Source organism: Betaproteobacteria bacterium (genome assembly GCA_009377585.1).
Taxonomy (GTDB): domain Bacteria; phylum Pseudomonadota; class Gammaproteobacteria; order Burkholderiales; family WYBJ01; genus WYBJ01.
Genome location: WHTS01000003.1, coordinates 118,511 through 138,093, shown reverse-complemented (window position 1 = coordinate 138,093; position 19,583 = coordinate 118,511). Strand labels below are relative to the sequence as shown.

17 protein-coding genes and 2 pseudogenes are annotated in these 19,583 nt (G+C 67.5%); 5 read left to right on the top strand and 14 right to left on the bottom strand.

The window, feature by feature from the left end:
- The first annotated feature begins 119 nt into the window (after positions 1-119).
- Together GEV05_02090 and GEV05_02085 are read left to right on the top strand one after the other, a co-directional pair.
- A complete protein-coding gene (locus GEV05_02090) occupies positions 120-575 on the top strand; it encodes a DUF411 domain-containing protein (GenBank protein MPZ42195.1) in 456 nt (151 codons plus the stop codon).
- Positions 576-651: 76 nt separating this feature from the next.
- Positions 652-1,824 (top strand): hypothetical protein, encoded by a 1,173-nt coding sequence (locus tag GEV05_02085; protein MPZ42194.1) that lies wholly within the window; start codon positions 652-654, stop codon positions 1,822-1,824.
- 159 nt (positions 1,825-1,983) lie between these two features.
- Here the strand turns inward: GEV05_02085 and GEV05_02080 are convergent, their stop codons facing one another.
- The 3 genes from GEV05_02080 to GEV05_02070 are packed head-to-tail and all read right to left on the bottom strand — an operon-like array spanning position 1,984 to position 3,569.
- Positions 1,984-2,220 (bottom strand): hypothetical protein, encoded by a 237-nt coding sequence (locus GEV05_02080; protein MPZ42193.1) that lies wholly within the window; start codon positions 2,218-2,220, stop codon positions 1,984-1,986.
- 21 nt (positions 2,221-2,241) lie between these two features.
- Positions 2,242-2,523: a hypothetical protein gene (locus GEV05_02075; GenBank protein MPZ42192.1), complete on the bottom strand. Its 282-nt coding sequence runs from the start codon at positions 2,521-2,523 to the stop codon at positions 2,242-2,244.
- Complete coding sequence (locus GEV05_02070; protein ID MPZ42191.1) at positions 2,520-3,569, bottom strand: hypothetical protein; 1,050 nt, start codon at positions 3,567-3,569, stop codon at positions 2,520-2,522. The genes GEV05_02075 and GEV05_02070 overlap by 4 nt, the downstream gene beginning before the upstream one ends.
- 162 nt (positions 3,570-3,731) lie before the next feature.
- On the opposite strand from GEV05_02070, the gene GEV05_02065 reads away from it, so the two are divergent.
- Positions 3,732-4,913 carry a hypothetical protein gene (locus tag GEV05_02065; GenBank protein ID MPZ42190.1) on the top strand — a complete coding sequence of 394 codons (1,182 nt, stop codon included), beginning with the start codon at positions 3,732-3,734 and terminating at the stop codon, positions 4,911-4,913.
- A gap of 73 nt (positions 4,914-4,986) precedes the next feature.
- Here the strand turns inward: GEV05_02065 and GEV05_02060 are convergent, their stop codons facing one another.
- Entirely contained in the window at positions 4,987-6,297 is a 1,311-nt protein-coding gene (locus tag GEV05_02060) for an iron-containing alcohol dehydrogenase (protein ID MPZ42189.1), read from the bottom strand.
- 183 nt (positions 6,298-6,480) lie between these two features.
- On the opposite strand from GEV05_02060, the gene GEV05_02055 reads away from it, so the two are divergent.
- On the top strand, positions 6,481-7,905 hold the full coding sequence (locus GEV05_02055; GenBank protein ID MPZ42188.1) for a hypothetical protein: 1,425 nt from the start codon (positions 6,481-6,483) through the stop codon (positions 7,903-7,905).
- A gap of 12 nt (positions 7,906-7,917) precedes the next feature.
- Complete coding sequence (locus GEV05_02050; GenBank protein ID MPZ42187.1) at positions 7,918-8,799, top strand: alpha/beta fold hydrolase; 882 nt, start codon at positions 7,918-7,920, stop codon at positions 8,797-8,799.
- A 58-nt stretch (positions 8,800-8,857) separates the two neighbouring features.
- Here GEV05_02050 and GEV05_02045 read toward each other — a convergent pair whose 3' ends face one another.
- From GEV05_02045 to GEV05_02000, 10 genes and pseudogenes are all read right to left on the bottom strand, one after another.
- Complete coding sequence (locus GEV05_02045; protein ID MPZ42186.1) at positions 8,858-9,472, bottom strand: hypothetical protein; 615 nt, start codon at positions 9,470-9,472, stop codon at positions 8,858-8,860.
- A 125-nt stretch (positions 9,473-9,597) separates the two neighbouring features.
- Positions 9,598-10,527, bottom strand: coding sequence for a tripartite tricarboxylate transporter substrate binding protein (locus tag GEV05_02040; GenBank protein ID MPZ42185.1), 930 nt, complete (start codon positions 10,525-10,527; stop codon positions 9,598-9,600).
- Positions 10,528-10,592: 65 nt separating this feature from the next.
- Entirely contained in the window at positions 10,593-12,125 is a 1,533-nt protein-coding gene (locus GEV05_02035) for a Rieske 2Fe-2S domain-containing protein (GenBank protein MPZ42184.1), read from the bottom strand.
- Positions 11,773-13,020, bottom strand: coding sequence for a prolyl oligopeptidase family serine peptidase (locus tag GEV05_02030; GenBank protein ID MPZ42183.1), 1,248 nt, complete (start codon positions 13,018-13,020; stop codon positions 11,773-11,775). Before GEV05_02030 ends, GEV05_02035 begins: the two co-directional genes overlap by 353 nt.
- Before the next feature lie 11 nt (positions 13,021-13,031).
- Complete coding sequence (locus tag GEV05_02025) at positions 13,032-14,051, bottom strand: tripartite tricarboxylate transporter substrate binding protein (protein MPZ42182.1); 1,020 nt, start codon at positions 14,049-14,051, stop codon at positions 13,032-13,034.
- Positions 14,033-15,484, bottom strand: coding sequence for a UbiD family decarboxylase (locus GEV05_02020; protein MPZ42181.1), 1,452 nt, complete (start codon positions 15,482-15,484; stop codon positions 14,033-14,035). Before GEV05_02020 ends, GEV05_02025 begins: the two co-directional genes overlap by 19 nt.
- Positions 15,481-15,705: pseudogene (locus GEV05_02015) on the bottom strand ((2Fe-2S)-binding protein). Before GEV05_02015 ends, GEV05_02020 begins: the two are co-directional and overlap by 4 nt.
- 147 nt (positions 15,706-15,852) lie before the next feature.
- Positions 15,853-16,104 (bottom strand): annotated as a pseudogene (locus GEV05_02010) (2Fe-2S iron-sulfur cluster binding domain-containing protein).
- 7 nt (positions 16,105-16,111) lie between these two features.
- Positions 16,112-18,454, bottom strand: a complete 2,343-nt coding sequence (locus tag GEV05_02005; protein ID MPZ42180.1) for a molybdopterin-dependent oxidoreductase — start codon at positions 18,452-18,454, stop codon at positions 16,112-16,114.
- Positions 18,455-18,514: 60 nt separating this feature from the next.
- Positions 18,515-19,390: a xanthine dehydrogenase family protein subunit M gene (locus tag GEV05_02000; GenBank protein ID MPZ42179.1), complete on the bottom strand. Its 876-nt coding sequence runs from the start codon at positions 19,388-19,390 to the stop codon at positions 18,515-18,517.
- Positions 19,391-19,583 lie beyond the last annotated feature (193 nt).

The following is a 19,583-nucleotide window of genomic DNA, read 5'->3' as shown; positions in this document are numbered from 1 at the left end:
CGCTATCCGGCATTGGGCGGCGCTTCAATTACCTATGCGCTCTGCGGCGAGTTGCTGTTCGTCAAGAAGCCGCCGCGTTGTACTGCGATAATTTCAATTTGGCTTGAAGGTACTCATCGATGATTCCCTACAGACGCCGAATGATGGTCGCGATCGCCGTGGCGACACTGTTACCCGCATGGGCTTGCTCCGCGCAAGCCGCGCTACCCGAAGTGAACGTATACAAGGATCCGAACTGCGGCTGCTGCGGCGCCTGGGCCGAGCATATGCGCCGCAACGGTTTTCGGGTGACGACCCATGATGTCACCGATCTCGGTGCGGTGAAGCGCAAGCACCGGGTACCCGAAGCGCTGGGCTCGTGTCACACGGCTACCGTGGCGGGCTACGCAATCGAGGGCCATGTACCGGCGGAGGATGTACGCCGCCTGTTGGCGCAACGTCCGGCCGACGTCATCGGACTCGCCGTGCCCGGGATGCCGCTCGGCTCGCCTGGGATGGAGTCGCCCACGCCGCAGCGCTATGACGTGCTCGCCTTCGATGCCCAGGGACGCAGCCGTATCTTCCAACGGCGCTGATCATTGTCGTTACCGTTGCCGAACGGTATGCCAGCCGCAAGTCACGCGCGTCACGATGCGAACGAAGCGGTGAACCATCCGGGCTAGAATAGCCCACAACCACCCTGGTACTTTCTGCGCCGCCGTGCTGTACGGCGACAGGGACTTCTCTGCACTGCCGCGGCCCACGCAGGCGCCGAGCGCCCGTGGCCTATTTTCGATCGACAGCGCGCAAGCGCCGTCTCAACGAGGAGGTAGTACGCATCATGCCGCATCATCCGCACCAACCCGCCCGCCGACACTGGATCGGCGCCCTGTTGGCCACCTCCATGGCAGCGCTCGGAGGCCCGCTCGCTGCGCAAGGCTGGCAGCCGACCAAGCCGGTCGAAATCGTCGTGCCGTCCGCCCCGGGCGGCAGCAACGACAAGACCGCGCGTACGGTGGAGCGCATCCTGAACGAAAAACGCCTCGTGCCCACGTCGATCACGATCGTCAACAAACCGGGCGGCGGCAACGCGCTCACGATGAACTACCTCGTGCAGCATGCAGGCGACGGTCATTACCTCATGATCGGCACGCCCACCATTCTCACCAATCACATCATCGGGCGCAGCAAGCTCACCTATACCACTTCACGCCGGTCGCCTCGCTGCTGAACGACTACATCGCGTTCGGCGTCAATGCCGAATCCGCGATCAAGTCGGGCAAGGAGCTGAGCGAGCGCCTGAAAAAGGATCCGAAGTCGGTGAGCGCCGGTTTCGCCACGGCGCTCGGCAGCCACAATCACATCGCGGCGGGACTTCTGATGAAGGCCATCGGAGCGGACGTGCGCGTCATGCGAGCAATTGCCTTCAAGGGCTCGGCCGAGGCGATCACCGCGGTGCTCGGCGGCCACGTCGACCTCGTCACCACCGCCTCGGGTAACGCGGCCACGCACGTGGCCAACGGCAAGATGCGCGTGCTGGCGATCTGCGCCGACCAGCGCATGCCGGGCGTGCTCGCCGATGTGCCGACCTGGAAGGAGCTCGGCGTGCCGCTCGTCTTCGGCGGCTGGCGCAGCATCATGGGACCGAAGGGAATGCCGGCGGAGCAGGTGGCATTTTGGGAAAATGCGCTGAAGCAGGTCGTCGCCGCGCCGGAGTTCAAGAAGGATCTGGAGCGCAACTTCTGGTCGGAAGACTTCGCGACTGGTCAGCGCATGCAGGAAGACCTCAGGAAGGAATACGAGGCGATGAAGTCGGTGCTCGTGGATCTGGGGTTGGCCAAGTAGCTTGCTTGGCAGGGGCGGGACGCGACAATGTCGCGGACGGGGTGGTCTCGTGCGATCGACAACCACACCACCCCGCCCGCTGCGCGGGCACCCCTCCTCGTGAGAGGAGGGGAAAACCAAAACCACTCCTTGCCAAGCGCTCGTCGTCGAGAAGAGCGCCTAGAGTCTGTCTGCCCGCCGTTGTGTCAGGATCGGCACGATCTGGCGCACGGCCTCGACGGCCTTCAGCCGCAGCGCGTCGTCGTCATCGTTGGCGACAGGGTGTCCGATCACCGCGAACGGATACTCCGGCAGGCCGTTCACCTGCGCCACGACCTGGGCGCTTCGCACGAACCGATCGGTCATTACGGCGGCCGCCGGGATGCCGAGCCGCTCGGCGGCGATGGCGTCGTGCAAACTGCACGACGAGCAGCTGCCTCAATCGCCGATGCCGGAGATCAGGGCATCGGCGCCACTCAACTGCGCGATGATCTCGTTCGGCGCCGGGCGCGTCGCATCGGACTTGCGCCGGCGGATGAACTCGCGCACGCCATGCTCGGAGCGCAGAATGGCTTCGACATGGTCGTACAAGCGTGCCGTGCCGATCTTGGCGTTGTCGAGCAGCCCTACTACGGCGTCGCGCAGCGACGGCAGCGCCGGCGCGAGCCGCAAGGCTTCGCCCTCGGCCGATTGACGGGGATCCAGTACGCGCAGGGTCATCGGGTGTCTCCTTGTCCAGTAACGATCGACGCCGTCACGGCGAGCGATTTCTTGCCGTACCACGGCGGCAGGATCGCGCCGAATGCGCCGGCCGGGCCGCCGGCCGCGACCACCAGAAGGTCGTCCGGTGAGCGCAGCGCGCGATAGGTGCGCTCTTCGTCCTTGAGCCCGGCGATCGCGCTCTTTCCCACCGTGCGCCACTCGCGACGCTGCACGTGTGCCGTCTCGTAGATATATTCGCGAATCCGGCGCTTGTCCCAGCCCGCGTCGCTGAAGATCTGGCGATGCTGCTTCGGCACGACCATCGCGTAGTTCCCTTCCCAGATCGAGTACGTCAGCATGTTGGCGCGAATGGCGGCCGCATAGGTATCGAGCACGTCGGTCGGGTCGTGCGTCCACTCGTTCATGATCTGGTGCGGCGACTCGACCGACATCACCGTCACGGCGGACTGCCCGGCCGGCACCCCGCGCTCCTGCGCGAGCGGCGTCCACGGGCTGTCCTCCTCGTCTTCGGCAACGCAGAGGGTGAACTTGCCGGGGTGGCCGAGCGTCGAGCGGTCCAGCTGACCCGGGATACCACCGAGGACGTTCAGCAGGAACAGCCGGATGCTGCGGCCTATGGTCGCGTTGGCGCGGGCTGCGTTGGCGAGGGCGTTGTGGGTCGCGTTCATGCCGAGCTCGGTGCGGATCGGCCCGTTCACGACGATGAGAGGCGCGCTCCCGCCCGTGCTGGCCGTGCTGCCATGCAAACCGAATTGCGGCTCGCACATGGCCTTCACGGCTGCGACGATGACCGGCATGTATTCGGGCAGGCATCCGGCCATGAGCGCCGCGATGGCGAGTTTCTCGGCCGTGATGCGCCGCCGGCGCACGGGCTCGACGCCGACAACGTCTTCGGCCGATAGACCGGCGGCATCCAGGAAGCGCATCACGCCGCCTTCGGTGGGCGGAACGATCGGCAGCCCGTCGGTCCAGCCGCTGCGCTGGTAGAGCTCGTTCGCCTCGAACGCGTCGGCCACCTCGTACGAATCGCTCGTGAGCTTCATCACATTCCTGCACTCAAACACATTCCCGCCGGTCGGGGATGAACGACAAGTCTAACGGATCGGCTGCTGCTCGCGGGCAGCGGCCGAACTAATTCGCTCGCCGCGCGGTCACGATTATTGCGCTGCCGCGCAGGCGGGCGCTGCCGATCAGTGGAGCCGAGAATGAAGCCTTGGAAAGAAATCGGGGTCGTCGTGTGTGCCGCCGCGCTCTCCGTGTGGAGTTTCGGCGCCCGCGCCGAGTGGCTGCTGCAGCCGGGCTCCGAGCGCGTGCAGGCGGGGCACCTGCTCGACGTCATTGTCTATGTGGTCAACGATACGTCGGGACCCATCCCCGAGGGCCTGCCGCAAAAGCTGCCCGCCGATGCGCGCAGCCCCGACAACGCGGCGACGATCACCCTGGAAGCCGTCGATCCGCCGGCCGACCTGGGCGCCCCGATCGCACCGGGCGCGTTCCGCAAGCAGCGCTACCAGGTGCGCATCCCGGAAAACCTGCGCGGGGCCGTGCAGATCGCGCTCGAACGCCTGCCGCTGGCGCGTCTGCACGTCGCGGTCGACGCGGCCGGCGCGGCCCCGGCACAGGCGCAATTCCGCGAACCGGATCCGATCCTGCGCGTCGATACGATCCCCGAGCCCGCGTTGAGCCCGTACGAGCCAATGTACTTCCTGTTCGGCGGCCGCGGCGACGACACGGCCCGCTTCCAGCTGAGCTTCAAGTATCGCCTCCTCGACGAACGCGGCGCGCTCGCCCGCATCCTGCCGGGGATCGGTGGCATCCATTTCGGCTTCACCCAGACCTCGCTGTGGGACATCGGCAGCAACTCGGCGCCGTTTCGCGATACCAGCTACCGACCGGCATTGTTCTACTACAACCCTCAGGTGATCGCTTCCGGCGGAGGCCGTTTCCTGATGGGGCTCGAGACCGGTTTCGAGCACGAATCCAACGGCCGCGACGGCGAGCGCTCGCGCTCGATCAACATCGCATACGTCCGGCCGACGTGGCGCTGGTTCATAGACGACGAGCACTACTTCAGCGTCTCGCCGAAGATCTATGCTTACCTGGAGAAAGACGACAATCCGGACATCCAGAACTACCGCGGCAACGTGGATCTCAATCTGCGCTACGGCAAGCGCGACGGCTGGCTGTTCGCGACCACGCTGCGCAAGGGCAGCAGCGATCACCGCTCAGTCCAAGTCGATGCCTCGTATCCCATCCGGCAGCCGTTCTTCGCCAACGCGGGCGGCTACGTGCACTTCCAGTATTTCAACGGCTACGGCGAAACCCTGCTCGACTACAATGTGCGCCACAAGTCGCAGTTCCGCATCGGCTTCTCCATCGTGCGCTAACCCTCGGAACGAATCATGGCGCTCAGCGGCGGCGAGACGGTGCTCGCGGGCCGTCGCCTGAACCGATCGCGACTTACCAGCAGGCGCGCAGCGTTTCCGCCAGCTCGTCGCGGTGCTGCAGGAACTCCCGCTTGGGATCGGCGTTGAAGTTCTTCATCGAGTCGGCGACGATTGCCTCCAGGCCGTCCTCGGGCACCTGCAGCTCGCGCAATCGCGCCGGCATGCACAGATCGGCAAACTGGCGGGCAAGCGCATCGGCCGCGCGCGCCGGGGCATCGGTCTCGGCCGCGCCGGCGGGGAAGGCTTCGAGCGCTTCGGCGATACGGACCATCTCGCGCGGGTTGCGATAGCCGAGCTTGCGCAGGACATGCGGAGTGAGGGCAGCGTTCGCTTCGCCCTGGCCGATATGCGGATAGCGGTTGAAGAGCGCCGTGGCGAACGCATATACGACGCGCATCACCCAGTGGCGCTCGACGATGTTGCCGCCGTCGTCCTGATCGCGGTTGTGGAGGAAGGCGGCGGCGCACATCTCGATGCGCGGGCCCGCGTCCTCGGGATCGACGACGCGCGGCAAGGCCCGTGCTGCGAGGCGAAATGCCTGCAGGCGATCGCCCTCGACCAGCGGATTCATGTCCAGGGCGCCGAGATTCATGAGCGAGCGCCAATAGACCGACAGCGAGGACGAGCGCGCGAGCGACACCGGCGCGGTGAGTAACGCCTCGGCATCCCAGTACACCGCCTTCGGCCGCGTCTTCGGGTCGAAGAACTCGAGCCTGTGATCGGCCTCCGGGTCCTTCACGCCCGAGCCGGCCCGGTTCATGGCCGAGGTCGCCGTGGTGCACACATTGATGATCGGCACCTTCGGCTGCAGCAGCTTGACGCTTTGCGCGGGCCGGCCTTCCGGATACTGGGTGCAAAGCTCGTGCGGATCGCCTTTCTCGGCCAGCAGGATCGCGACCACGCGCGCCGCCTGGATCACGCTGCCGCCGCCGACCGCGATCACCGCATCGGCTTCTTGCGCGCGCGCGGCATCGCGCGCAGCGAGGATCGGTCCGAGCGGCGAATCCTTCTCCATTTCGTCGTAAACGCCGGCGCATAGCTCGCCCAGGCGCTCACGCATGCGCTCGATGAGCGCGGTCTTGCGCGCCAGCGTGCGCCCGCACAGGATGAAAGCGCGCTGGCCGCGGTTGCGCGCCACCTCGGTCTTGATGTTGGCGGCCGCATCCTGGCCGCTGTAGAGCCGCACCGGATAGTTCGCTGCGCGAAAGTCGTAGGCACGCATTCGTCTCTCCTCGATCGGCGGGCGCCAACTTTGCCGCTCGGGGCGATGCGGCCGACATGAAGCCATGCGGTGCGCCACACGAGGCGGCGCGGCTCGCCCCATAAGGCGACGCGGCTCGCCCCATGAAGCGGCGCGGCTCGCCGCGCGGGGGGCACTTCGATTCTAGCAACACTCGTTGACGCATACCCCGGCGCGCAGGGACAATCGAAGCGCCCGTACTGTCGAAGCACTACCCGGCAGCACCTTCGCTTCCGAGGTGCAGCATCCGTCCCCACCACGGCCCCGATGAACATAACATCAACCGTCGCCCACTTCGTTGCCGAATCGCGGCTCGATCGCATCGCCGAGCCGGTGCGGGACGAGGCCGTGCGCGCCCTGGTCGACTGGCTGGGCTGCTGCCTCGGCGGATGCCTGGATCCCGCCCTCGATGCCGTCAACGACGCGCCCAAGTTCACGCTCGACGACAGCGAGGCGACATTGCCCGGGAGAGGCAGCCGCAGCGACCTCGCGTCAGCCGTGCTGCGCTCGGCGATTGCTTCGGAAGCGCTCGATTTCGGCGCCACCCATGCGCCGAGCGGCGCTGCGGTGAGTGTGCCGGTCGTCGCCGCGCTGCTGCCGTTGGCGGAGGCGCGCGCGGCTTCCGGCGCCGACATGGTTCACGCCTATGTCCTCGGCGCGGAGATCATTTGCCGCCTCGCGCAAGCTCTGAACGCTGCGAGCTTCACGGGCAATTCACGCGCGCACCTCGCCTGCGCTCGCATCGGCGCAGCGACCGCCTGCGGCAAGCTGCTCGGGCTGGACGCCGCCCGGCTCACCCATGCGATCGGCATCGCAGCATGCGATATGGGTGCGATCGATGCTGCCGACTCCGCGGCGGGCCTTTTCGCCCAGTTCGGCGACGATGGGTACCGCGTGGATGACCGTGTCCAGCTCGCGGCAGCAGCGCGCAGCGGACTGACGGCCGCATTGCTGGCGCAGCGCGATACGGCCAACCGGATCCTGCCACTCGCAGGCGGGCAGGGCTTTTTCGCGCTGCTCGAGCAGCTCGCGAGCAGTGAGATGTTGCTGCACGGGCTCGGCGAAGAGTGGCACCTGGCTCGCATCGCTTACAAGCCATATCCCTGCGACAGCACGCTGCACGCCGCCATCGAAGCGAGCCTCAACGTTCGCACCCGGCACCGCCCGCTCGCGCGCCATATCACGCAAATCGAGCTGCATGCCCATCCCTCGGTGCTTGCGCGCGCGCGCACGCAAGCACCCACGAACGCCGCCCAGGCGCGCCGCTCGCTCCAGCACGCGGTCGCGGTTACGCTCATCGACGGCGCCGCGGGGCTGGAACAGTTTGGCGGGCGGCGCATCGCAGCCACCCGCGTGGCGGAGATGCGATCACGCATCGAGCTGCGCGGCGACGACCGGTTGCCCCCCGAGGGCGCGCGCATCCTGCTGCGCCTGCTCGACGGGCGCGTCGTCGAGCACAGCGTGCGCTGTGCGCGCGGCCATCCGGCGCGACCGCTCAGCGACGGCGAGCTGTCGGACAAGTTCCGCAGCCTGGCGGCCGAACTGCTCGCCACCGATCAGGCGGAGCGCCTGCTGGCGCTCGCCTGGAACGCGCGGGCGCTGGCCGATATCGGTGCGCTCGTGCGCGCGAGCGTTCCCGACGAGGCGCTGGACCCCGCCGAGCTTCCCGGTTCTCCCCTGATTCCGCGTTGAAGGAGCAGTGCAATGCCTTATGTCCGCGTCGACGGTGTGCGGCTTTACTACGAGGAGGCCGGCACGGGCACGCCGGTGGTGTTCGTACACGAGTTCGCCGGCGACCTCCGCAGCTGGGAGCCGCAATTGCGGTTCTTCGCACGCCGCTATCGCTGCATCGTCTTCAACGCGCGCGGCTATCCGCCTTCCGATGTGCCGGCATCGGCTTCGAAGTACTCTCAAGCCATCCATGTCGACGACATTGTCGGTGTGCTCGACGCACTCGAGATCCGCAAGGCGCACATCGTCGGCTGCTCCATGGGCGGCTATGCGGCGATTCACTTCGCGCTGCGTTACGCGCGGCGGGCATTTTCGGCGACAGCCATCGGCGCGGGCTTCGGCTCCGATCCGGACAAGCGTGATCAGTTCCTCGGCGATACGGAGGCGCAGGCGCGGCGCTTCGACCAGCTCGGGATGCCGAAGGCGGTGCAGGATTACAAGGTAGGCCCGTCGCGCGTCCAGTACTTGACGCGCGACCCGCGTGGATTCGCCGAGTTCGCGGCGCAGTTCGAAGCGCACTCCGCGCGCGGCTCGGCCCATACGCTGCGCGGCGTGCAGGCGAAGCGCCCGACCGTCTACGAGCTGGAGAAGGGATTGCGCACCTGCAAGCTGCCGCTGCTGGTGGTCTCCGGCGACGAGGACGACAACTGCCTCGAGCCCGGAATCTTCATCAAGCGCGTATGCATGAGCGCCAATCTGCTCGTAGTGCCCGCGACCGGCCACGCGGTGAACTTGGAAGAGCCGGATTTCTTCAACCGCGCGCTGCTCGATTTCCTCACCGCGGTCGACACCGGCGCATGGCGCCCGCGCGATCCGCGCTCGCTCGGAAGATCGACCTTGTCGAATAAAGGCTAGCAGGCGCGCAACCGAACCGGCAAGGCGAGCCGACTTTTCTTTCGTTGCTTCCTGCGCATCACTTGTCGAACCGGATCACGCTGCTCGGCTCGACGCGAACGTGCGACAGGCAGGCGCCCTTGACGTTGGAGAACTTGTCCAGGTCGCCCATCTCGCAGCGATCGCCGCCGCCAACCTTCACCCGGGCGATGTCGTCGCAATCGATACCGTTGAAGCGCACCTCGCGCTTCTGGCTGTCGCCCGGCTTGATGAAGGAGAAGCCGGAGAACTTCGAATCGTAGACCACGCCGTTGGCACGCAGAATCGAGAACTCGGGCACGAGACTGCGGATCTCGAAGTGGAGGTTGTTCACCATGCGCAGCTGCAGCCGGCACGTCCGGTTGCCGTCGATCTTTCCGTCCAGGTAGAGAAGCGCCTCGCCGACGTTCTTCTTGTCCGCCGCGGTGTCCTTCGGGTCCGAGGCGACCTCCTTGCTGCCGGCGCCGTCCTTGCCGGCAACCGGTTTGGAATCCGCGGCCGCATCCGGCTCGACATAGCGCCAGGTCTTGTCGTCTTTGAGCAGGATGCGCCGCCCGTCCGGGCCCGTCAGTTCGAAGTCGGCGGCCGCCCATCCGGAGGCGAGACCCGCCACTACAAGTACGACGCCACGGATTGCCGAACGCCTTGCCGTCATGCTCGCCACCTTCCCTTCATGCCTCACGTCCGCAGCCATGATAGACGTTCGCCGGCCTGCGACGAAATTTCCCGAAGCGCTCATTGCGGCACGCGGGCCATTTTCTTTACGGCGCGTGCTTGCGGCTAATCGACCCTGGCGCCGGTGCGGCGGATGATCGGCCCCCATTTGTCGGCTTCCGCGCGGATCAGCGCGCCGAACGCTTCGGGGCTCCCGCCCACGGGATCGAGCCCCGCGGCATTCAGCCGCGCTTTCACGCCGGGATCACGCAGCGCGGCGTTCATCGCCCGGTTGAGCCGCTGCACGATGTCGGCAACCGTGCCGTCCGGCGCCACCACGCCGTTCCACGCCGTCGAGTCGAACCCGGCCAGGCCGGATTCGGCGATCGTGGGCAACTGCGGCAGGAGCGGCCAGCGGCGCGCGCTCGTGACCGCGAGCATGCGCACCTTTCCCGCCTGCGCCAGCGGGCCGATCGCGGTCGGCACCGCGAAGATCATGTGCGCATCGCCGCTCGCGAGGGCATTGAGGGCGGGAGGAGAACCGTTGTACGGCACGTGCACGATATCGAGCCCACTCATCGCGCGCATGAGCGCCATGGTCAGGTGCGACGAGCTGCCGCTGCCCACCGAGGCGTAGTTGAGCTGGCCCGGCCGGGCGCGCGCATAAGCGATCAGCTCGGCCACCGACTTCACGGGCAGCGTGGCGGCCACCGCCAGCACGTTGGGCTGCGCGGTCGTGAGCACGACGGGCCGAAGATCCTTCTGCGGGTCGTAGGCAAGCCGGCTGTAGAGAAAGGGCGCGAAAGCGAGCGGGCCGTTGAAGCCGATCCCGAACGTATGGCCGTCCGGTGCCGCGCGCGCGACCGCCGTCATCGCCAGCGTGCCGCCGGCGCCGGGCAGGTTCTCCACCACGAAGGGTTGATCGAATGCCGCCTTCATGCGGCTGCCGAGCACGCGGCCGAGCACGTCGATGGAGCTGCCCGCAGGCGCCGACATGACGAAGCGCACCGGCCTCGCGGGCCAGGGCTCGGCCGCCAAGCTCGCCGACGGCACCATCGCCCAAGCGGTCGCCAGCAGCACCCCCCAGCCCTTGGCCGATGATCGAAAACGAGCGCAGGCCATCATGCGCTGGCGAGGGCCGATGCGAGCCACTGCGCATACCATGCGTCGAAAGCATGTACGCAGCGCTCGCTCGGCGCATACGGGCCGGGCCGGTAACCGCGCGAAGCGACGCCGCGTTGCACCCGCTCGCACAAAGCCCAATCCTGCGTGTTCGTGAGCTCCCAGAAGTCGATCACCGGCGCCGGGTCGAAGCCCGGCAAAGTGAGCGTCTCGCGCGGCACGGAAATCTCGCACGAAACGCGCGAAGCGTGCGCGCTCATAGGCCATACCGTATGCACGCTCAGGTAGTCGGGATGTATGCCGAGCATCAGGTTCGGATAAACGAGATAGTAGTGCACGAGAGCTTCGTCCGCGCCGCAACCCACATTGCCTAACCGCGGCCAGGTGCTACGCCCACTCATCGAGAGCGTATCGAAACCCGCGCGCAGGCGCATCGGCCCGCCGTTGAAGCAGCGGCCCTGTTCGAAGCCGCCGATCGAAGTCTCGCTCAAACGGTCGAGCTGCGGATGCGCGCGCGGGCAGTGGTAGCACTCGCTGTAGTTTTCGCACACGAGCTTCCAGTTCGCCTCGACGCGGTATTCGAGCGCGCGCACGCGCCGCAGCCGCTCCAGGCCCAAGCGCGATCCGTCGGGCAGGTCGGCAAGCGCCTCGTCCAGTGGCCTCGCCGCACTATCGAAATTGACGAACACGAAGCCGTCCTTACGCGCGAGCGGCATGGCGCTCAAGGCGAGCGCTTCGGCGCCATTACCCGTATCCATTCGCGGCGCCCGCAACAGCCGACCGTCCAGCGCGTAGGTCCAGGCGTGATACGGGCAGGCGATCGCCTGCTGCAAGCGCCCGCTCGCTTCCTCCACCAGACGCGACCCGCGATGGCGGCAGACGTTGAAGAAGGCGCGCAGGCAGCCGTCGTGACCGCGCACCACCAGCACCCGTTCCCGGCCGATGTCGCGGGTCACGAAATGGCCGGCGTCGGTCAGATCTTGTTCGCGCGCGACGGCCAACCAATGCCGCGCGAAGAGCGCCTCTTGCTCCAGCGCGTGAATCGACTCGGCGTGGTAGCACGGCGCGGGCAGCGTGCGCGCCCGTTCCAGCGGCTGCTGGGTATCGCGCAACGATTTGGCCAGGCGCCCCTTGTCGAAGCTTTCTGCCATGCGAGGGCAGTCTACGCGCCGCTGGCCTTCAGCGCGATACGAGCGTCTCGGATACCAGCGTGTCGTTCTGCGAGTAGAGGCGGCACGACTGCAGCCCGCAAGCATCGAGCGCGGCCGTGCGCGCCGCGGCCGGGGTGTACCGGCCCGAGCGCCAGGCGAACCGGCCGGTGGGCGAGATGGCGAACGCCTTGTTGTCGGACGACTCCAGGTAGCGATGCCACTGCTGCAGGTATTCCGTGGCCAGCACTTCGGGCGCCGGCAGCTGCGCGACCGACGGCTCGGTCGGCGGCGAATCCCAGGTCGGCAGATCGTTTTTGCGCAGGAACGCGTCGAGCAGGGGCCGCCATTGCGGCACACCGCCGCGGCGGGCGAATAGGGCATGGCCGTCTTCGCCGAACGCCGGCAACAGGCGCAATTCGCCGACGCCGCCTTTTTCCCGGTAGGCGGCGAACATGCGCCGAGCGAGCTCCGGGCCGAAATAGTGGTCGTTCTCGGTGTAGATCCACAAGCTCGGCACGCGCGCCGCCTTGCCGAATGCTGCGTAGGCTTCGATCAGACGGTCTTCGCGGCAGATCTCGTTCGGCGCGCGCGAGCCGCGGCCGCCGGCGAAGTTCACCACCGCCTTCAACCCCGGGGGCGGATCGGCCGCCAGCGCGAGGGTGCCGATGCCGCCCGCCGACTGGCCGATGACGATCGTCCGGGTCGCATCGACCTGCGGATGAGATGCGAGCGCGCGCAGGGCCGCGCGCAAATCACGCGCGCTTTCGCGTGCCGCGCGTTCGTGGTCGGCGGAATCGCAGCGGCCGGACGACTCGTCCCAGCTGCCTTCGGATGTGCCGTAGCCCCGCCGCATCACCACCACGGCGACGTAACCGCGCCGCGCCAGTTCCTCAGCCTGGAAGGACATCTGCGCAGCCGACATCCGGCGCCGCGCCTCGCTCTGCCGCGGCGAGCCGTGGGTGATGAGCGCCAGCGGATAGCGCGCCTCGGCTGCCGGCTTGACGAGCAGCGCTTCGAGCTCGATCGCCGCGCCCCCCTCGAAAACCGCCAGCAGCCGCATCGGCTTGCGCTCGATCTCGCTGCGCGGGATGGCGGGCGCGGCCCAACTGGTGACGGTTGCGGCCGCAAGCGCCACGGTCAGCACGAGCTTCTCGAGCGTGGTCAGCGTCTGCATGGGGAAAAAAGCGCGATCAAAACGATCCAGAACCTTTCTATCGGACGCCCGCCGAGGATCTGTACCCGGTGCATGAGCCAAGCTCCCTCCAATTCGGAGCATCGCCTCCCTGTTTACTGCGGCTGGATGCCGACCTGACGGGCCACCTTGCGATAGGTTTCGAGATCGCGCTTGATCCGCGCATGGAACTCCGCCGGCGGCATGCCAATGGTATCGGCGGCGCCAACGGTCGCGTAGCGTTCGCACACGTCCGGAAGTTTCAGTGTCGCGCGCGTTTCCGCGTAAAGCTTGTCGACGACCGACTTCGGCAGGCCCTTGGGTGCGAACAATCCAACCCAGATCGAGGCGTCCACTCCGGGTATGCCGGCCTCCTGCGGCGTCATCCAGTCGGGCCCGTGCGGCGAGCGCTTGGCCGTCGTCACCCCGATCACCTTGACGCGGTCGGATTTCAGATGCGCAATGACCCCGGGAATGCCGGCCACGGTGAAGGCGACCTCGCCGCCTGCGACGGCGGCCACGGCCGGTGCGCCGCCCTTGTAGGGCACGTGCAGCAGCTTGATGCCTGCCGCGGCGGCGATCCATTCGGCGGCCAGCTGGTTGACCGATCCCGTGCCCGGCGAGCCGTAGGTCACTTCCCCCGGCTTGGCCTTGGCGGCAGCCACCAGCTCCTTGAAGCCGCCGATGCCGGACGCGGTGCTGACCACCACCGCCATGGCGGCGTCACTCAGCATGGTAATGGGCGTGAAGTCGCGATCGAGGTCATACGGCACGTTCTTGAGCACGACCGGGTTCACCGAGAACTCGCCGGTGTGCGCGCACAGCAGCGTGTAGCCGTCGGCTGGCGCCTTTGCCGCGATGCCGACTGCGATGAAGCCATTGCCGCCGGGACGGTTGTCGATGACGAAGGTCCAGCCGAGCCGCTCGGTGAGCTTGTTGGTGAGGATGCGGGTGGAGGTGTCGACCACGCCGCCGGGCGCGAACGGCACCAGGACGCGGATGGGCTTGGTCGGGTAATCCTGCGCCTGCAGGCCAGCGGCGGCTGCCAGCAAGCTCGCGCCGAAGAGGAGGGTGGTGAAACGCGGCATGTTGTGCTCTCCCTGATGCGGCCTGCTCCTCAGAGCAGGTCCTTCCATTTCGCGCGGATCTTCTCCTGCAGCTCCTTGCTCGCTTCGGCCACGGCGGGGAACTCGTGCAGGAAATCGTACGGCCGGCAGGCGTCGATGATCGCCTTGGAGCTCAACGGCGCCGCATACGGGTAGGCAATCGACATCGGGTCGTTCTTCGAGCCCATGCCGCGCTGGATGATGTCGATGTCGAGCGCCGGATCGGTGCGCGTCGCCACCGCCCACATCACTTCCTGCAGGTTCGACGGATCGATGTCCTCATCCACCACCACCGAGTAGCGCGACATGTAGGCGCCGACCCCGCACTGGTTGAGGATGTGGCCGGCCTGACGCGCATGCCCGGCGTAGCGTTGCTTGATCGCGACCACGTTGAACATGCGCGCGCCGCCGATCTCGTGCGCCCAGACTGCGGCGACGTCGGGCACGCCGGCCGCGGCCAGCGCATCGAACAGCAGTGCCGAGCGCATGACCGCCTTCGAATACGAATAGTCGTTCGGCGGCTTGGCGGGCGGACTGCCGATCATGATCGGATCGTTTCGGAAGTAGATGCGCTCGATCTTCACCGCAGGCGCGGTGGCGGCCTTGCCGGGGTAGTAGCCGTGGAATTCGCCGAACGGTCCTTCGATGCGCTCGTCGCCCGGCTGCGCCCAGCCTTCGAGCACGATCTCCGAGGCTGCCGGAAGAGGCAGCCCGGTGAGCGCGCCCTTCACCACGGCGACCGGCTCGTTCAGGATCGCCCCGATGTAGTCGTATTCGCACATGCCGAATGGCACCTCGATCCCCGACACCAGGTAGCCGAGCGGATCGGCGCCGAGCACGATGCACACCGGGAAGGGCTTGCCCGCGGCCATGTGCTTGCGATACTGGATCGCGCCGTGCTTGCCCGGAATCATGTCGAGCCCGACGTGGTTGCGGTCGTGAATCATCACCCGGTAGGTGCCGACGTTGATCCAGTCGCTGTCGTAATCGCGCGTCACCACCATGCAGCCCGTGCCGATGTAGCGCCCGCCATCGCCTTCGTGCCAAAGCGGCGACGGGAACGCGAACAGATCCAGGTCGGCCCCGCTCACTGCGTTGTCGAACACCGGCCCGCCTTCTACCCCGACCGGCTTGAACTGCGCAGCACGCGCCTGCCATTGCGCCGGCCTGCCGCGCAGCTTCTGCACCAGCCCATGGTGGCTTTGCTCGGGCCCGAGCCGCAGGATGGAAGCAAGCCGCGCCGGGCTCGACGTGCTGCAGGTGAGCACACGATAGCCCGCGGGATAGCCCGGGATACGGTCGAACAGCAGGGCAGGCGGGTTGGTTTTCTTGACGTTCAGCTCGCTGACCGTGCCGAGCTCGAGATTCCAGTCGGCGCCTTCGACATCGCGCAGCTCGCCCAGGCGCCGCGCTTCCTCCAGCCAGACGCGCAAGTCGAGCGGATTGCCGGTGGCGGCGCTCATGCCTGGCCTGCGCGCATGCGGGCCGCGAGCTGCACGGCGCGCACGATCTCCGGATAGGCCGCGCACCGGCACAGGTTGCCGGACAGGTAATGCCGGATCTCGTCTTCGCTCGGATCGGGATTCGCGTCCAGGAGCTGCCGGCTCATGAGCACGAACCCGGGCGTGCAGAAGCCGCACTGGAATGCGCCGCATGCGGCGAACGCTCTCTGTACCGCATCCAGGCCGAGGTCATCCATCGCGACTTGCGTCCCGTAACCTCGCGTGGCGTCGTTTCCCTCACCCCCAGCCCCTCTCCCAGAGGGAGAGGGGAGCGTCGTGGGTCTTGCTTGTTGCGCCGTCCGAAGCATCCATTGCTGGTCATCGCCGTGTACCTGCTCGATGGTGGCCACTTCCGCGCCGTCCACGAACGCCGCCAGGTACAGACAACCGGAAACCGCCGTCCCGTCGACGAGCACCGTGCAACAGCCGCACAGCCCTTGCGCACAACTTTCGCGTGCGCCGCCGAGTCCCATCCGCTGCAGCAGCTCCACCAGCGTGTGATGGCTTCCAATCTGCGCGCTGACCGCTTCGCCGTTCAAGCGAAAGCGGATCGTGCGCTCGGCCGCGGCTTCCACGCTCATTGGTCCCTCATTCGTTTTCCAGCGGCTGGCCGCACTGGACGCGCAGCGCCCGGTACACGCTCTCGGCGGTGAGCGGCAGCGCGGTCAGGCGCACACCGACCGCATCCTCGATCGCGTTCGCGATCGCCGGCGACACCCCGAACGTGCCGCTCTCGCCCACGCCCTTGGCGCCGAACGGGCCGCCGCGCTCGTTGCCGTCCACTGCCTCGTTCTCGATCCGAGCCGGCACATCGAGCATGCCGGGAATCTTGTATTCGGCAAGCGACGCATTCATCAACTGGCCGTCGCGGAAGAGCATGTGCTCGGAGGTGCTGAAGCCGAGCTGCATGATAGCGGCGCCGGAGAGTTGCGTCTGAACCACCGCGGGATTGATCGCCTTGCCGCAATCGGCCACGTTGACGAGCCGCGTCACTTCGAACTGCCCGGTCTCGGTGTCGACGGCGACTTCGACACCGGTCGCCCCCACCATCCAGAACGGCGTGACGTTGTCCGACTGGCCGGTGGCGTGATCGGTCGGGGCATACGCCGGGACGAAGCTTCCCATGCCGACCACGTTGCCGGCCTGCATGCCGTACTTCTTGCGAAAGAGATCCGGAATCGGCGTGGTCTCCGGCGGCAAGCCCAGCTCGCCGGCGAGCGCAAGCAGCTTGTCGCGTGCGTCCTCGGCCGCGCGCCTGACCGCGTTGCCCATGTGGTAGGTGGAGCGCGAGCCGAGCGTTGCCATGTCGTAGGGCGTCACGTCGGTGTCGGGATGCACCACGCTCACCTGCTCGGCTTCGACGCCCAGCACTTCGCCCACGATCTGCGCCATCGCGGTATCCGAGCCCTGCCCCATGTCGACCGTGCTGCAGAGCAGGCTACAGCTCGCGTCGGCGTTGACGGTCACGATCGCAACCGATGTGGTGGGCGAAATGCTCGCCTTGAAGCCGATCGCGATCCCGCGCCCGCGCTTGAGCGTGCCGCTAGCGCGATCGAAGGGCTCGTTCCAGCGCATGCGCTGCGCGAGCCGCTCCAGCACCCGATCCAGCGCCGCATCGCGCATGATGGTCCCGGTTGCCTGCGGCCGGCCTTCGCGCAGAATGTTCTTGCGGCGGAATTCGAGCGGATCCATGCCGATCGCGCGCGCAACCATGTCCGCATGGCTCTCGTAAGCCCACACCAGCTGCGGGATGCCGAAGCCCCGCAGCGCCCCGGCAGGCGGCAGATTGGTATAGAGCGCGTAGGAATCGATCGTCACGTTATCGATATCGTATGGGCCGGGCGCGGTGAAGCCCGACTTCTGCGTGATGCGCGGACCGATGTCGGCATACGCGCCGCCGTTCCACCACACCTCGCATGCACGCGCGACGATGCGGCCGCTGCCGTCCACACCGCTTTTGATGCGCAGCGTGGCCGCATGCTTGGTGAGCGTGTAGAACTGCTCTTCCATCGAAGCCGCCACCTTCACTGGCCGGCGTACGATCAACGCCGCCGCGGCGACCAGCGCTTCCAGCTTGATGTAGAGCTTGGCGCCGAAGCCGCCGCCCAGGAACGGCACCTGCACCCGCACGCGGTTCTCCGGCCAGCCGAGCAGGCGCGCGATCTCGATGCGCACGAACGACGGGCTCTGCGAAGCGGTATGGAGCGTGAGCCGCCCGTCGCCCGGTTCCGCCACCGTGACGAAGGGCTCGAGCGGCAGGTGCAGCACCTGCTGCGTCTTGAACGTATGCTCGAAGACCTGCGCGGCCTCGGCGAACGCGGTGTTCACGTCACCGCGGCGCAGATGGAAGTCGAGCGCGATATTGGTGTCGCGCTTGCCGGCCAGGTGCTTGAGATCGGGAAACGTTCCGGCGGGCTTGAGCGTCTCGTGCACGATGGCCTGCGAGGTCATCGCCGCGACTTCGTCGAAGACTGCGGGCAACTCCTCGTACTCGACCTCGATCGACTGTGCGGCCGCCTCGGCCACGTGCGGATCGGCCGCGAGCACCAGCGCGACCGGCTCGCCGGCGTAGCGCACCTTGTCGAGCGCGAGGATCGGCTGATCGTGAAACGCCGGGCCGTAGTGCGGATCGGGAATGAGCGCCCGGATGTCCTCGCCCGTCAGCACGCGATGCACGCCGGGATGCGCGCGCGCGGCTGCGGTATCGATGCGGCGGATGCGGCCATGCGCGATGGGGCTGCGCGCGATCTTGCCGTACAGCATGCCGGGCAGCACGAGGTTGTGCACGTAGGGCGCGCGGCCCGTGAGCTTGGCGCGCGCCTCCTTGCGCAGCACCGAACGGCCGACTTGCGGACCGTTGTGGCGGAGCGCGCTCACTGCTGCGGCCTCGATTGCATCATCGCGTCCACTCGGCTCGTCGCATCGTCCCATCCACTCGGCTCATTGCGTCATCGCATCCACTGACTCGTCGCGCCATCGCACGCAGTGAGCTCATTGCGCAGCCGCAGCGGCGGGCGCTGACACGGCTTCGCGTAACGCGCGCCGCATGTGCACGCGCAGGAGCTCACGCTTGTACGCCGCCGAACCGTGCTGATCGCCGATCAATTCCTGCTCGGCCGCCGCATCGCCCGCGCGCTCGAGCAGCGCAGCGTCGAGCCGAGCGCCGCGAACGAGCGCTTCCACCGCGCTCAGGCGCGTGGGCCGGTCCACGGCCGCGCTCACCACCACGCGCGCATCGTCCACCATCCCGTCCTCGCCCATGTCCAGCGCGACCGCGATGCCGAGTGCCGGCCAATCGTCGGCGCACCGGGTCGTCACCTTCCGGTACGCCGCCCGACGCGCCTTGTGAACAGGGATATGCACCTCGGCGATCAGCTCGTCGCCCGCGAGGGTGGTTTCCATGTAGCCCGCGATCAGCTCGGCGAGCGCAAGCGTGCGCGTGCCGGCCGCGCCTTGCACGACGATGCGCGCATCGAGCGCGGCCAGCAGCGCAGGCAAGTCCATGTGCGGGTCGGCGTGCGCGAGGTTGCCGCCGACCGTTGCGACATTGCGTACGCGCACGTTGGCAAGCCGGCTGAGCGCGCGGCACACGACCGGAAGCGCGTCGTGGACCGCCGGAGAGTGCTCGAGTTGCGTGAGCGTGACTTGGGCGCCGAGCCGGATCGCCTGCGGTTCGCGCTCGATGGCGAAGTAGCGCGGCTCGATGCGGCGCAAGCTCACCAGGCGCCGCGGTTTCAGCACCCCGGCCTTCATCATGAGCATGAGCGCGGTGCAGCCGCCGGCCGCGCGCACCGACGGGTCGGCCGGTTCGAGCAGGTTCACCGCTTCCTGCAGCGACGTGGGCTCGATCAGCTCGAACGGGCTCATTGCCGGGCCGTCAGCCGAAAAGGCAGCGCTCGACAAGGCGCGGGCCGTTGCAACGCCGCCGGCACAGTGCTCATTCGGGGCAGGCAATCATTCGATATTGTGGCCGCAGCCGGTGCGCGTTTTCGGTCTCAACGGCGCCGCGCGATCGGTTGCGCGCGCGGGAGAGGTTGGACGCGGTTGGAGTTTCGCCCGA